Origin of the sequence: Eubacterium sp. 3_1_31, assembly GCF_964249515.1 — a bacterium.
Classification (GTDB): domain Bacteria; phylum Bacillota_I; class Bacilli_A; order Erysipelotrichales; family Erysipelotrichaceae; genus Longicatena; species Longicatena caecimuris.
In genome coordinates, this window is record NZ_CAXUBY010000008.1 from 1 (window position 1) to 15,046 (window position 15,046).

The window sequence follows — 15,046 nt, forward strand, 5'->3', positions numbered from 1 at the left end:
CTGGTAAGCGTAGCCTGAATCTGAGCCCCTTGGGGCGATTACGTAAAAACCACCAGCTAAGCTGGTGGATATTTATTTATATGATTCATCCATGCATTCGATAACAAAACATTTTGTAATTTGCATCGGAAAAGAAACGACATTCTTATGAAAGACTTTTGGCTTAAAATTCACACTTTAAAATCCATCTGCTTTCCTGTATAATAATGCCTAAAGAATAAGGGGAGTGAGGATATGGAAGTTGTTGAAAATCATTTTTCACAGGGATTAAAAGATGGCATTCCGATTGGCTTAGGATATTTATCTGTATCCTTTACGTTTGGTATGATGGCGGTTTCCAATGGAGTTCCTGTAGAGGTAGCTGTAATGATATCGCTCACCAATCTTACCAGTGCCGGACAATTCAGTGCCTTATCTTTGATGTTGGAGAGTGCTTCTTTACTAGAATTGGCGCTATCGCAATTTATCATTAATCTACGCTATGCCTTAATGTCCTTATCTTTAACACAGAAGGTAGACAAGCATATGAAAACATATGAGCGAGCTTTGATTGCTTATGGTGTTACCGATGAAATATTTGCTTTAGCAAGCTCTACCTATGAAAGAGTAGGAAAATGGTATATGTCTGGTCTTATCCTATTTCCTGTTTTCTGCTGGACAATGGGAACTTTGTTAGGCGGAGCATTTACCACTTTAATGCCGGAAAGTCTGCGAAGTGCTTTAGGTATTGCGATTTATGGTATGTTTTTAGCCATTATCATTCCTCCCGCCAAAAAGTTAAAGAGTGTTCGCAAAGTTTTGATCTTAGCGATAGCGCTGAGCTGCCTCTTTTCAGCATGTGCTTCCTTTTTACCGATCTCTTCCGGTTTTGTTATTATTATCTGCACCGTTTGTGCTGCCGGCTTTGGCGCTTGGCTGTTCCCGGTGGAGGAGGTGTCTCATGAATAACTATCTTCCTTATATGGTTGTTATGGCACTGGTAACCTATCTGATTCGTATGGTGCCCTTGACTTTTTTTCAGAAGGAAATCAAAAGTCCTTTTATAAAATCATTTCTTTTCTATGTACCTTATGCGGTGTTAGGCGCAATGACCTTTCCAGCCATTTTTACCAGCGGAGGCAGTGTTCTGGCATCTACTGCCGGTTGTTTGATAGCCTTATATCTGGCATACAAAGGTAAGGGATTGTTAAGTGTGGCAGTGGCTGCTTGTATTATGGTATATCTAGTTGATTTGGTTTTCCCATTGCTATCATAAAGAAAGGCTGTGCATAGTTGTCACAGCCTATTTTAAACGTTTGTTTACATGATGGAAATAGCGTAATAATGCTAAAATTAATTCACGCTGATAATCGTCCAGTTTGTGAATTGCTGCGGATAAATAGGCATCAATGGCTTTTGCATCTTCATTATCGGTAGTAAAAATTTTACCTGGATCTAAGTGCAGTATTTCCGCAATCATGAAAAAGTCATCTAAGCGTATGGATGTCCTTCCCTGCAGCAGGCTGTTGATTGTCTGCGGGGATAAATGGAGCTTTTTTGCTAGTTGTTTTTGCGTCATATTATTGATCGCTAAGGCTTCTTTTATAATTTCCCCGTAGTTTCCCACCATAAGATCTCCTCCTCCCTTTATTTACCTATTATAACGGATAGAAAAGGTAAAATTAGAAAGATGAAACAAAAGCAATATTTTTCCATAAAATATTATAATTTTTCTTTAATCTGCCTATACGTAAGCATAAAAAGCGGCATACATAAGCATAGAGGTGGTTTTGATGAAACCAGAACAAAAGGATATAATCATGGCCTATGCTGTTTTAGTATTAGCCTTACTTTCTGGCATTCTGCTAGTTTTATTGTTCGCTTTTTTCATCCGTTAGCTTCCTTATCCATAGCAAATAAAGATTAATCTTTGCCTTTGTTTTCAAACAGCTTATCAAGTAACTGAAAGAACGATGCGTTTGCTAGTTGTCATCGTAAATTTGATAAAGTTTATCATTGTTGTTTTCATGATGCACAATATACATTGCGATCTGATCATTCAATTTGTTAGATGTGTTGTATAAAAAAAGGATTACCGTATGATAATCCTCTATTCTTCATAACTGTTTTTCATCAGTGCGTTATATGGAATAACCGCCATCCACCGGAATGCAAACTCCTGTGATATAATTAGAAGCATCGCTTGCCAACAGGGTAACAAGTCCATCGCTATCTTGATCCATTCCCCATCTGCCAATAGGGATTGCTGTTAATAAAGAAGTATCCCATTCTTCTTTTTCGCCCTGCAACGTACTGCCACAGCTCATGAAACCATATTGAATGGCGTTTACCTGTATCTGATCTTTGCCAAATTCCATTGCCAGATAACGCGTCATGGCCTCAATGGCACCATTACTGATGGCATAAGCACAATACGCTGAGGTATGTCTTGGCAAAATGCCGGTGGCGTTAATAATTTTTCCGCCATGTCCTTGCTTTTGGAATTGTCGTATGACTTCTAAGGAGAGAAAGAAGGCTGCACTTACATTAATATCATAAGCACTGTTCCATTCCAGTTTGGTTAGTTCTAAAGTTTCTTCTTTTTTTAAAATTGCCGCATAGTTTAATAATATATCAATATGCCCATAGGCTGCTAAAGCCTCTTTCATCACCTGATGGATAGCTCCTGGTGTTGTTAAGGATATAGTAAAAGAATGATAGTTACGACCGGTTGCCTCGATTGCTTTTTTCAGAGAACTGTCATCGCCGATACTGACGCCAAAGATATCTGCTCCTTGTTTCGCTAAGGCAAGTGCAGCATGATAGCCTAAGCCTTGGGAACAGCCACTCACCAATGCTACTTTTCCATAAAGATTCATATCCATGATCAAACCTCCTTGCATGTGTTAGTATGGGCAAGGTTTTTTTTCTCATACCTGTTGACAGACGATATACACGGTGTTATATTGTATATAGTCAATATATACAATATTGACACCCGGGAGGTAGTTTATGAATATCATCATCAGCAATTCCAGTGGGAAACCGATTTATGAACAAATCGTCGCACAGATCAAGCAGCTGATCATGACAGATGTCTTGAAAGAAGGGGACGCTCTTCCATCAATGCGAACGCTAGCAAAGGAACTTCGTATTTCGGTAATCACAACAAAGCGTGCTTATGAGGAATTAGAAAAAGAAGGGTTCATTGAAACCATCACTGGCAAAGGCAGCTTTGTGGCAGGAAAAGATAAAGAATTGATTCGTGAAGAACGTTATCGGCAGATCGAAGCACTTTTAGAAAAAGCGTGTGAAACAGCCAGAATGAATGGCATGACACTGGAAGAACTGCTGGATATTATGACACTTCTATACAAGGAGGAATAACGTATGGAACACATACTATCAATGCAGCATGTAACAAAGAATTATGGACGTTTTTGTCTGCAAGATATAACATTAGCTTTACCAAAGGGCTGTATTATGGGACTGATTGGCGAGAATGGTGCAGGAAAAACCACATTGTTAAAGACCATTTTAGGTATGATTCATGTGGATGAAGGGCAAGTGGAAATATTTCATTCATCCTTAAGTGAAGATGAGCGAAACATTAAAGAAAAGATTGGTACGGTGTTCAGTGAAGCCAGCTTTCCCGAAAACATGACGCCCCAACAGATGGATAAAGTGCTGTCATCCATTTATCAACAATGGGATACAACAGCATTTCACAACTATCTAAAGGAATTTCGTTTACCGCTTGATAAAAGCAATAAACAGTTTTCGCGCGGCATGAAGATGAAGCTGCAAATAGCGATTGCCTTGTCTCATCAAGCACAGCTGTTATTACTGGATGAGGCGACAAGTGGTCTTGATCCGGTTGCCAGAGAAGAAATTTTAGATATCTTATTAGATTTTATTCAAGATGAAGAGCATGCCGTTTTAATTTCCAGTCATATTACATCCGATATTGAAAAATGCTGTGACTATGTTACCTTTCTACATGAAGGAAAAATGTTATTGAGTACGGAAAAGGATGCCTTATTAGATACTTATGGCATCTGGCATTGTACGAAGGAAGAGCTGATGAAATTGGATCATCACGATTATCTTGCCTATCGCGTGAATGCGTTTGCTGTTGATGTGTTGGTAAAAGATCGTCAGCGTGTGATGCTTCAGCATCCGAATGCCGTTATGGATCCAGCAAGTTTAGAAGATATTTTGGTGTTTATGGTGAAAGGAGAAAAATAGCATGAAAGGATTAATTTTAAAGGATATTTATAATTTAGCAACGCTTTTCCGTATTTATACGATTTTACCGATCTTAGCGATTGTTATATCCTATAGCCAACATTCTTTAGGAATGCTACAATTTCTGCCGGCTTTTATCGGTATGTTTGCGACAATCAGCGCCTTTGCTTATGATGAACAAAGTAATTTTGACAGCTTTGCGATGACCCTCCCCATCAATCGTAAAGATATGGTGATTTCTAAATATGTGTTAGCACTGGTCTGCATCTTTGCCAGTATGCTGTTGTCGATGGTTTTAGGCGCACTGATCTTAATGTTTTCACAAGAACATTTTCAAACGGTTGAATTGTCTGGATTTCTTGCTGAATGCTGTGGAGTTGCCATAGCAATGCTGTTTTTAAATGCCATCATGCTGCCTATGATCATCAAATACGGCTCTATGAAAGCACGCGTATTGATTATAATCTGTTTCATGCTGTTAGGCTTTTTGGGTAGTTTTGTCATTTCGCATATTGGCGGTATATTGCCCCAAAATTTCTTTATCTTCCTGCATGATTTCAAAGACTGGCTATTGCCTGTAAGCTTTCTTGGCGCTTTGTTTATTCTGTTGATCAGTGCCCTATCTTCCATGCATCTTATGAAACAAAAAGAGTTTTAAAAGGATGGATGTATTGGTGTTATAATGAAAGGGAAAGAAGGCGATCGTATGAAGGTGATCTTCCTTGATATCGATGGTGTATTATATCCCTGTCGTAAACGTATTTCCCCATATACAACATTTCGTTTTGACCGCGAACAGCTAGTGAAGCATTATCAATGTGCAGCGATACGTGATTTATCGGATTATGATTTAGCCTGTGCGCAGAATGGGTTTGCTCATAGTGCAATACAGCTGCTAAAAACGCTTATTCAGAAAAGCAATGCTGTTATTGTTATCAGCTCATCCTGGAAATTCTCGCATACCCTGCCCCAGTTAAAAGCCTTGTTTGCCTTTTATGCATTGCAGGATGCCATTGTTGATAGCACAAGCAATGACTATGGCTTTTTAAAAACTCCGGCCATTCGAGCATACCTAAAAGATCATCCCAATATTACACAGTATATCGTTGTCGATGATTTAAATATGGAAAATGAATTTCATGAGCATGCCATCACCTGTCCGGATCTTTTTGATGAAGCCTGCTATCAGAAAGCACTCAATGTTTTATCACATTAAGTTCATATACATGAGATAAAATGCTTATTATCTATAATACGAGTAGGATATCTTTCTATATATAATAATTGAATAGGAATGCTTAGGATGATACTAGCATTCTCTGCTTACTATTTGTTATCAAGACAGCACAAAATATGTGCTGTTTTTTTGCGTGTTTTGTTTGCTGATCCTTCCTTGGAAGCATAATCAGTAGCTTTTTCGTTTATTTCTTAGGTGGCATGAGCAACTTCTATGAGACAAAATTGATTTAACAAGTTATAGAATTTCCAATAATATTTTCGTTACATAGCCATCTTCTTCACGCTGTGCAATATCAGCAATCAGATATTCTTCATAGGCAAATTCACCTAACACATATCCTTTATTATCTGTGTAGGCCAGCATCTTATCATATGTTTGCTGAATGTATTGATAACTGCCTTTATGCCAACCACATAAATAGTTACCCCTTGCGCGTTTTTTTAATTGTTGATGGTCATATTCGGCAACGATCTGATAGAGATAGGAAAAATTAAAGTTATCCTGTTTGCGGATATTTTCAATTCTGACCATCGTACCGACACTTTCTTGAACAGCGATATGATGCTCTTTCACAAAGTGAATATATTCTTCCATATAATTGGCGAAACTGCGATCTGTGGCGTTTTCCATGTCCTTACTACATAATAAAGTGGCATTTGGCAATGTGACGACACCGATTTCATCATGCTGATGTGCAAGTGCCGAAGTTGTTGCTTGCTGCATCCAGTTCATCATGCGCTTAATGCTTTCCAGCTGTGCGATTTGTGAATCAATATCCGCATATTTTTCATCTAACAAACGTAAAAACATTTGCGGATCACGTTGTTTCAGATAGATTCGAATAGCCGAAAGAGACATCCCCATCTTTTTCAGATTGGTAATAACCAAAAAGGTGTCATATTGATGATACGAATAATAGCGATAGCCATGCTCATCTCTATAAGCCGGTTGAAACAGATGAATTTCATCATAATGAAATAAGACATGTTTGGCTACTCCACAGATTTTCGCAAATTCTCCGGCTGTTAAATAGTTCTTCTTTTTCTTCATAATTCTACTCCATTCGCGCTGAACTTTGCTCTTTTGTATATGATAGTATAAGTGTCAAAGGACGTCAATATCCCGAAAGTGGCTATAAATAGTTACAGATATAGGGATAGTTACGGTATATGTATAATGAAAAATTGATTTTCTGGAAATTTCAATAATCGACGTATATCGACTTTTATTTATACCTTAAAATTCATATAGTAACTTTGGTCTTTGTCTAGCGTATACGAGGGGGAAACATAGAATGATCAAAGAAACAAAAAAAGCAATTATAATGGAAATTACTGATGTCCTTCGCGATATTGGAATGCCTGCACATGTCAAAGGCTTTTATTACGTAAGGGAAGCTATACATATGGTTTATCATGATGCTTCATTGCTAGACCATATGATGGATGGTGTATACGCAACAATTGCAGAGCGCCATCAAACTTCTATGCAAAGCGTAGAACGCGTGATCCGTGCTGCTATTGAAATTACTTGGCTACGCGGCAACACGGAAGAAATCATGCGTATTTTTCATAACACGATTGACGGCCGTAAAGCTCGTCCTACAAACAAGGAGTTTATTGCTCTTTTGGTGGATTATTTAAACATTAAGCATATGTAAGATACTAGACAAAGACCAGCAGTGATGCACTATTTCGCTATTGTAAGTGCATTGCTGCTTTTTGTTTGCCATTATACTAGAAATAGGGGGGGTTCGCAAGAGGGTGTATACGAAAGAAAGAGGCTTTGCTTACTGCTTTTTTTTTCGAAAAATAATTGAACGGCTATTTTCGGAAAGAGATGAAGAAAGAAACGAACCTATAGGGTAACAATGCTAATGAAGGATGAATAAGAGGAAAAAAACGGATGAAAATTGCATGAACAAGAGGAAGGAGGATGATGAAAAAGGAAGAGAAGATGAGCGAATCCATGAAAAAAGACTTGACTATAAGGTAACCTTATAGTTTATGATGATAAAGCTTATAAAGGAAAGAAGGGGTGACATGAAATTAATATTACATTATTTAAAAAACTATAAGCTGCTGTTTTTTATCAATGTATTATCAGTCTTTGGCTTTGCCTTGGTAGAACTGGGAATACCAACAATCGTCGCACAAATGATCGATGTCGGCGTCATGCAGCAGGATCAAGATTATATCTATCAGATGGGACTTGTCATTCTGATAATTTCCATTCTGGGGGTAGCCGGAACAATTCTTTTAGGCTATTGTTGTGCAAGAATATCGACGGCGATCACAAGAGATATCCGTAATGATATCTTTCGCAAAGCGCAGCAGTTTACGGCTCATGAATTTAATCAGTTTGGAATATCCAGTATGATCACCAGAACAAACAATGATGCATTTCAGATTCAGATGTTTGTTAATGTATTATTGCGTACAGCGCTTATGACACCGGTGATGTTTATTATCAGCTTTATCATGACCGCTAGAGCATCGTTACCATTAAGCGGTATTATTGCGGCAACGATTCCACTGATTATTTTCGGAGTGTTTATCGTCGCTAAGATTTCTAAGCCAATCAGTGAAAAGCAACAGCGCTCTTTAGATACACTCAATCGGATTTCACGGGAAAATCTGAGTGGTATTCGCGTGATTCGCAGTTTCGATAACGATGGGTATGAACAAGAACGTTTTAATGCATGTAACCATGACTTTACCGGTTATTCAAAAAAACTATTTAAGCTGATGTCGTTGACCTCACCGATTTTCTTTATGCTGATGAATGTTGCAGGCTTATGCATTTTCTATGTGGCAAGTCTTTTGATTGCGGATGGTAATCTGCAAGTCGGGCAACTGGTAGCGTTCATGGATTATTTATTCCATGCCATGTTCTCAATCATGCTGTTTTGCACGGTTTTCATGATGTATCCAAGAGCAGAGGTAAGTGCGAAACGTATTACGGAAGTCTTTACGACAAAGCCTTTGATACAAAATCCCAAACAGGGGGTTTGCCAAGGCAATGAAGCAGGCAGCATTGTCTTTGATGATGTGACCTTTGTATATCCGGATGGAGAAGAGCCGGTTTTAAAACATGTCAGTTTTGCGACCCAAAAGGGAGAGACGATTGCCTTTATCGGGAGTACGGGAAGTGGTAAAAGTACGTTGATTAATCTGATTCCACGGTTTTATGATGTGAGTGAGGGACAGATTCGTATCGATGGAGTTGATGTCAAGGATTATGATGTGTTTGCTCTGCGTGCAAAATTAGGGGTCATTCCGCAAAAAGCGATGTTGTTTTCCGGAACCATCAAAGATAATATCTGTTTTGGCAAGCCAGATGCCAGTGAAGAAGAGATTCTTCATGCGATAAAAGTAGCACAGGCATATGATTTTATCATGGAAAAAGAACATGGTTTGAAGGAAAAAATCAGTGAAGGGGCAACCAATGTCTCCGGTGGTCAGAAACAGCGATTATCAATTGCCAGAGCATTAATCAGAAGACCGGATATCTATATTTTTGATGATTCATTTTCCGCTCTTGATTTTAAGACAGATGCAACATTACGGAAAGAGTTAAAGAAGGAAACAAGGGATGCTATTGTCATGGTCGTGGCACAGCGTATTTCTTCCATCATGGATGCAGATCGTATCGTCGTGCTGAATGAAGGAGAAGTCGTTGGTATCGGTACGCATCGCGAATTATTAAAAAGCTGTGCGATTTATCATGAAATTGCTTTATCACAGCTAAGTGAGGAGGAATTGGCATATGAAGACGACTAAACGAAAATTCCTAGATTCCTTACGTGGTATTGGAGCCTTTGTGGCTCCCTATAAAAGGGCCTTCCTCTTTGCTATTCTCATGATTGTCGTATCCACGGCAGGGATGGTCATCGCCCCTTCCATTGAAGGAAATATTACCTCAGTGTTATATGCCGATGTGAAACGAGCAAGTGATCTACAGCATGTGGCGATAAGCTTTGAGCGCATCTTCTCCATCATGGTAACCTTAGTAGGCGTTTATCTTGTTAAAACGATTGGCCAGGCATTAAGTGTTATTTATTTGACCAATGCCATCCAAAATGCTATGCAGGATTTACGTGATGCTTTGCAAAATAAGATACGGAAATTGCCTGTGCGCTATTTTGATTCTCATCATTATGGCGATATCTTGAGCCGTATTACCAATGATGTAGATGCGATATCCAATGCTTTTCAACAAAGCTTTTCACAGATCATTTCCGGTGTGTTAACCATCTTATTAGCCCTTGTTATGATGTTTCGTTTGAATGTAGTCATGGCTTGTACGGCAGTATTGATCATACCGGGGATGCTGCTTATCACCATTACGATTGTTCGCCATTCGCAGAAACGTTTTGCGGCACAACAAAATGCTTTGGGGAATTTGAATGGGGCAATTACCGAGATGTATACCGGTTATAATGAAATCCTCTTATACAATCGACAGGAAGCATCGATTGATGAATTTAAACGTTTAAATGAAGAATTACGTAACAATGCCTGTAAGGCACAATTTGTGTCCAGTGCAATCCAACCATTAAACTCTTTGGTTACGTATATTGTGATTGGTGTGATCGCCATTATGGGAACTTTGCGTTCTTTGGCTGGTCATTTTGATCCCGGTGAATTACAGGCCTTTATCCGTTATATATGGCAGGTAAATGATCCTTTATCTCAAGTATCATCCTTATCTTCTCAATTGCAATCGGCATTTGCGGCCATCGGGCGTGTGTTAGATATTTTAGAAGAAGAGGAAGAAGTACCAGAAGCAGTTGTGACAAAAGATGTGTCAACAATTCGCGGAGATGTTTGTTTCTCACATGTGAACTTTGGTTATCATGAAGAAACACTGATGCAGGATTTGAATATCCAAGTGAAGCATGGGCAAATGGTTGCCATTGTCGGTCCGACCGGCGCCGGTAAGACGACCTTGATCAATCTGCTGCTGCGTTTTTATGATGTAAAAGGCGGCAGAATTCAGATTGATGGTATGGATATTCGTGATATGAAACGTGGTGAATTACGTTCCTTATTTGGGATGGTGTTGCAGGATACTTGGTTATTTCAGGGATCTATTTATGATAATATCCGTTATGGTCGCTTAGATGCCCGTAAGGATGAAATCATCGATGCGGCAAAAATGGCCAATGTCCACCACTTTATTCGCACCTTGCCAGATGGTTACCATAGTATTATCAATGAAGAAGCGAATAATATCTCACAAGGTGAAAAACAGCTTCTTACGATTGCCAGAGCCATCTTAAAAGACCCTAAGATATTAATTCTTGATGAAGCGACTTCTAGTGTCGATACCCGTTTGGAAAAAATGTTGCAGGATGCTATGCGCAAGGTGATGAAGGGAAGAACCAGCTTTGTGATAGCCCATCGCTTAAGTACGATTCGCAATGCGGATTTGATTTTAGTCATTCAACATGGGGATATCGTAGAACAGGGAACACATGAGGAATTGATGAAAAAACAAGGGTTTTATGAGAAATTATACAATGCACAATTTGCTCAACAGGAATAATAGAAAGGTATGCTTACTACCATCTTTTGCATGTTCGCTAGACGCTTTAGATCATCGTAAGCCTAAAAATGAACATGATTTAAAACATTTATTCTTAATCTTATAACAGGAATGGGCTTTTTAGCCCATTCCTGTCTTCCTATTTACAATCGTAAAAATGATTGCAAGTTATTATATTAAGTATTATAATACTATAGGTTATGTATATATAAATGCATTAAGAAGGAGTGTTTATATGCTGGATATTATATTTGAGAATCCTTTTTATATAAAACATCGTGAATTCGTATTATGCATGGTAGATTTGTTTATCGTAGTCGTTTCCTTTTTTTTAGCTTATTGGTCTAAAATTGATTTTGACTTTGATTCTGTCGGTCAAATAGATATAATGAAAGTTCTAATGGCTCTGTTTGTTATTTTAATCGTCTATGCCATTAGTTTTTTTGCATTTAAGATTCATAAGAGTTTATGGAAATACATTAGCTTGATTGAGACGTTTCGTATTAGTCTATCTGTGATTTGTGCAAGTATTGTCTTAATTATTTTCATCCTATTGACTTCCATCAACCGATTTTATATCAGTGTGGTCTTTGTGGCTGGATTATTAACGATCCTAATGATGTTTAATGTGCGTTTAGGATATCGTCTGTTAAGAAGATATACGGCAAAAAGTGAAGAGCCTAAGAAAAATGTCATTATCATCGGTGCAGGCGATGGTGGTTATATATTATTAAAAGAAATTTTACAAAATGATAAAATGCATGCGAATGTTGTAGGCTTTGTGGATGATCAGCGAGTACATAAGATGATTAGCGGATATACCGTATTAGGCAGTACGTATGATTTACCGGAAATCGTCAATAAATATAAAGTGAATGAAGCATATATCGCAATACCAAGTGCATCGAAAGCAGAAATTCGACGCATGAACGATATCTGCCAGTCTTTGAAATTAAAAACAAAGATTATGAAAGAAGCGGAAACATTATTAGAAGATGATGAAAAAGCGTATCCAATTGAAGATATTTCCATTGAGGATTTACTAGGCCGTGGAGAAATCCATTTAGAACAAGAAGAAATCGGTTCTTATATCACCAATCGCACGATTGCCGTGACAGGTGCAGGCGGCTCTATCGGTTCTGAATTATGTCGGCAGATCGTAAAGTTTTCACCTGCTCGTCTATTGATGATTGATATCAATGAAAATGCCCTTTATATGTTGGAACAGGAGTTTAACCGCAATCGCATGCATGGTAAACTAAATGATAAGATTGAAATCATATCGCTGATTGCCTCGATTCGTGATTATACGGCGATGGATGAGCTATTTAAACAATATAAGCCCAATGTCGTTTTTCATGCTGCCGCACATAAACATGTGCCCCTTATGGAAACACGTCCTCAAGAAGCTATAAAAAACAATGTGTTTGGCACCCATTCTCTCATTCAGGTGTGTATAAAAAATAAAGTTTCACGCTTTATCATGATTAGTACAGATAAGGCGGTAAATCCAACAAATGTCATGGGGGCGACAAAACGCATGACGGAAATGATCACACAGGCTTATGGTGATAATGGTATCACCAAAATGGCAGCTGTGCGTTTTGGCAATGTATTAGGCTCTAATGGATCTGTCATCCCTATTTTTAAAAAGCAGATAGCGGAAGGCGGTCCCCTTACCATTACCGATAAAAAGATCATTCGCTATTTTATGACGATACCAGAAGCTGCGCAACTGGTGTTACAGGCCGGTTTTTATGCGGATAAAGGGGAAATTTTTGTTTTAGATATGGGAGAACCGGTAAAAATATTGGATTTAGCAGAGAAAATGATTCGCCTGTCCGGGTTGCGTCCTTATGAAGATATTGATATCATTGAGATAGGACTGCGTCCTGGGGAAAAGATGTTTGAAGAATTGCGGTTGGATGGAGAAGTAACCGTAAAAACGAAAAACGATTTAATATTTAAAAACAATGTGATGGGAATCACGAAAGAAGAAGTTGAAGAAAAATTAAAAACGTTAAGCAAAGCGTTACTCGATAATTTAAGCAAGGAGCAATATCGCGAGGTTATGTTAAACGTCATTGCGAATGAAGGAATGGAAAATGTATGAATGAGAACTTGAAAAAAATGAATATTCCATTTTCACCACCCGATATTACGGAAAGTGAAATAAAGGAAGTAATTGATACGTTGAAATCAGGCTGGATTACGACCGGTCCGAAAACAAAGGAATTGGAAAAGGGAATTGCTGCATATTGTGAAACAAAGCGTGCTGTCTGTTTGAATTCAGCGACATCCGCATTAGAAATGACCTTATATTTATTAGGAATAGGTCCAGGAGATGAAGTTATCGTTCCCGCCTATACGTATACCGCAACCTGTAGCCCAATTTGTCATGTCGGTGCTACTTTAGTTATGATCGATATGGCCAAAGATAGCTTTGAAATGGATTATGCCCGCGTTGCAGCGGCTGTGAATGAAAAGACAAAAGCCATCATTCCTGTGGATTTGGGTGGTGTCTTATGTGACTATGAAAAACTTTATGAAGAAATAGCGAAAGTCCGTCACTTTTATACGCCAAGCACGCCTATCCAAAAAGCATTTACACAACCCATCATCATAGCGGATTGTGCACATGGTTTTGGGGCAGTGAAAAAGGGTAAAAAAGCAGGGGATTGGGCAGATTTTACAATATTCTCCTTTCATGCGGTTAAAAATTTAACGACTGCGGAAGGAGGAGCTGTCACTTGGAAACCGGTGCCTGGTTTTGCGGATGCGTGGATTTATCAGCAATATCAATTATTGTCTTTGCATGGGCAGACGAAAGATGCATTGCATAAAAACCAATCAGGTGCTTGGGAATATGATATCGTTGCGCCGACATTTAAATGTAATATGACGGATCTGCATGCGGCATTAGGGTTAGCACAATTACGTCGCTATGATGCAATGTTGGCACGCCGACATGAAATCATTCAATATTATAATCAACACTTAAAAAGTGAAAACATTTTCTTATTAAATCATAAGGATGCCAATCATCAATCCTCCGGACATTTATATATAACAAGAATCAAAGGCATCCGTGAACAACAGCGTAATGAGATTATTATGGCAATGGCTGAAAGGGGAATCAGCTGCAATGTGCATTATAAGGCATTGCCAATGTTAAGCGCCTATCAGCATTTAGGTTTTAAAAGGGAAGATTATCCAAATGCATGTGAATTGTATGAAAATGAAATCACCCTGCCTCTATATAGTTCTTTACAGGATGGGCAGGTGGAATATATTATCCGCAATTATAAAGAGGTGTTGGAGGAATATACATGCGGTTAAAGCAATGGGAGGATTTGCCTGAGAAGATGAAGAATGATAAGGTATTGCCTTATTATGATATAATAAAAAAGAAAACAGCAAGTCTGCTATGGAAAAGAGTATTTGATATTTGTCTGTCAGTCGTGCTGCTTGTTGTTTTATCTTGGCTCTTTTTGATCCTGGCGATCTTAATTAAAAGGGATTCTTGTGGTCCTGTTTTATATCGGCAAACACGCATAACACAGTTCTATAGACCATTTACCATATATAAATTTCGTACGATGACAGATCATGGTGAGCAAATGGGAGCATTGGTAACTACGCAAAATGATATGCGTATTACCAAAATAGGAAAAAAGATACGAAAATATCGTTTGGATGAATTGCCACAGCTGGTGAATGTTTTAAAAGGTGATATGACATTTGTGGGTACACGTCCCGAAGTTCTTAAGTATGTGGAATGCTATGACGAGGAGATGTATGCGACTTTATTAATGCCGGCAGGTATTACCTCATTAGCAAGTATTCGCTTCAAAGATGAAGAAAAGATATTATCTGCGTATAGTGAGCAGGAAATAGATAAGGCTTATCAAAGCGTTATTTTACCTAAAAAGATGCAATACAATTTAGATTATTTAAGAAAATTCAGTTTTTTTTATGATTTACAATTATGTTTTCAAACGATCATTGCGGTATGTAAGAAGTAAAGGG

The 15,046-nt window shown here is 38.3% G+C and carries 15 protein-coding genes; 12 read left to right on the forward strand and 3 right to left on the reverse strand.

The features are described 5' to 3' along the window. The first annotated feature begins 234 nt into the window (after positions 1-234). Positions 235-948, forward strand: coding sequence for an AzlC family ABC transporter permease (locus ACESSZ_RS04950; RefSeq protein ID WP_008686957.1), 714 nt, complete (start codon positions 235-237; stop codon positions 946-948). Further along, positions 941-1,255 carry an AzlD domain-containing protein gene (locus tag ACESSZ_RS04955; RefSeq protein WP_008686958.1) on the forward strand — a complete coding sequence of 105 codons (315 nt, stop codon included), beginning with the start codon at positions 941-943 and terminating at the stop codon, positions 1,253-1,255. Before ACESSZ_RS04950 ends, ACESSZ_RS04955 begins: the two co-directional genes overlap by 8 nt. Before the next feature lie 27 nt (positions 1,256-1,282). On the opposite strand, the gene ACESSZ_RS04960 is transcribed toward ACESSZ_RS04955, so the two are convergent. Both ACESSZ_RS04960 and ACESSZ_RS04965 read right to left on the reverse strand, forming a co-directional pair. Then, positions 1,283-1,609, reverse strand: a complete 327-nt coding sequence (locus ACESSZ_RS04960; protein ID WP_008686960.1) for a helix-turn-helix transcriptional regulator — start codon at positions 1,607-1,609, stop codon at positions 1,283-1,285. A gap of 511 nt (positions 1,610-2,120) precedes the next feature. Further along, positions 2,121-2,864 carry an SDR family oxidoreductase gene (locus ACESSZ_RS04965; RefSeq protein ID WP_008686963.1) on the reverse strand — a complete coding sequence of 248 codons (744 nt, stop codon included), beginning with the start codon at positions 2,862-2,864 and terminating at the stop codon, positions 2,121-2,123. 127 nt (positions 2,865-2,991) lie between these two features. Between ACESSZ_RS04965 and ACESSZ_RS04970 the strand changes: the two genes are divergently transcribed. Genes ACESSZ_RS04970 through ACESSZ_RS04985 form a run of 4 tightly spaced genes read left to right on the forward strand, consistent with a single transcriptional unit; the run spans position 2,992 to position 5,443 of the window. Further along, positions 2,992-3,366, forward strand: a complete 375-nt coding sequence (locus ACESSZ_RS04970; protein ID WP_008686965.1) for a GntR family transcriptional regulator — start codon at positions 2,992-2,994, stop codon at positions 3,364-3,366. Positions 3,367-3,369: 3 nt separating this feature from the next. Beyond that, a complete protein-coding gene (locus tag ACESSZ_RS04975) occupies positions 3,370-4,227 on the forward strand; it encodes an ABC transporter ATP-binding protein (protein WP_008686966.1) in 858 nt (285 codons plus the stop codon). Position 4,228: 1 nt separating this feature from the next. Further along, on the forward strand, positions 4,229-4,885 hold the full coding sequence (locus ACESSZ_RS04980; RefSeq protein WP_008686968.1) for an ABC-2 transporter permease: 657 nt from the start codon (positions 4,229-4,231) through the stop codon (positions 4,883-4,885). 48 nt (positions 4,886-4,933) lie between these two features. Then, positions 4,934-5,443 carry an HAD domain-containing protein gene (locus ACESSZ_RS04985; protein ID WP_008686969.1) on the forward strand — a complete coding sequence of 170 codons (510 nt, stop codon included), beginning with the start codon at positions 4,934-4,936 and terminating at the stop codon, positions 5,441-5,443. Positions 5,444-5,701: 258 nt separating this feature from the next. Here the strand turns inward: ACESSZ_RS04985 and ACESSZ_RS04990 are convergent, their stop codons facing one another. Further along, positions 5,702-6,517: a MerR family transcriptional regulator gene (locus ACESSZ_RS04990; RefSeq protein WP_008686971.1), complete on the reverse strand. Its 816-nt coding sequence runs from the start codon at positions 6,515-6,517 to the stop codon at positions 5,702-5,704. 244 nt (positions 6,518-6,761) lie between these two features. Between ACESSZ_RS04990 and ACESSZ_RS04995 the strand changes: the two genes are divergently transcribed. The 6 genes from ACESSZ_RS04995 to ACESSZ_RS05020 all read left to right on the forward strand — a co-directional run bounded on the left by ACESSZ_RS04995 (position 6,762) and on the right by ACESSZ_RS05020 (position 15,042). After that, positions 6,762-7,127, forward strand: a complete 366-nt coding sequence (locus ACESSZ_RS04995; RefSeq protein WP_008686973.1) for a sporulation initiation factor Spo0A C-terminal domain-containing protein — start codon at positions 6,762-6,764, stop codon at positions 7,125-7,127. Positions 7,128-7,509: 382 nt separating this feature from the next. Then, on the forward strand, positions 7,510-9,249 hold the full coding sequence (locus ACESSZ_RS05000) for an ABC transporter ATP-binding protein (protein WP_499842698.1): 1,740 nt from the start codon (positions 7,510-7,512) through the stop codon (positions 9,247-9,249). Next, the gene (locus ACESSZ_RS05005; RefSeq protein ID WP_017144716.1) at positions 9,236-11,017 is read left to right on the forward strand and encodes an ABC transporter ATP-binding protein; all 1,782 of its coding nucleotides are present in this window, start codon (positions 9,236-9,238) and stop codon (positions 11,015-11,017) included. Before ACESSZ_RS05000 ends, ACESSZ_RS05005 begins: the two co-directional genes overlap by 14 nt. 235 nt (positions 11,018-11,252) lie before the next feature. After that, complete coding sequence (locus tag ACESSZ_RS05010) at positions 11,253-13,130, forward strand: polysaccharide biosynthesis protein (RefSeq protein WP_008686982.1); 1,878 nt, start codon at positions 11,253-11,255, stop codon at positions 13,128-13,130. Further along, entirely contained in the window at positions 13,127-14,356 is a 1,230-nt protein-coding gene (locus ACESSZ_RS05015; RefSeq protein ID WP_499842699.1) for a DegT/DnrJ/EryC1/StrS family aminotransferase, read from the forward strand. The genes ACESSZ_RS05010 and ACESSZ_RS05015 overlap by 4 nt, the downstream gene beginning before the upstream one ends. After that, on the forward strand, positions 14,347-15,042 hold the full coding sequence (locus ACESSZ_RS05020) for a sugar transferase (protein ID WP_008686985.1): 696 nt from the start codon (positions 14,347-14,349) through the stop codon (positions 15,040-15,042). Before ACESSZ_RS05015 ends, ACESSZ_RS05020 begins: the two co-directional genes overlap by 10 nt. The last annotated feature ends 4 nt before the right edge of the window (positions 15,043-15,046 follow it).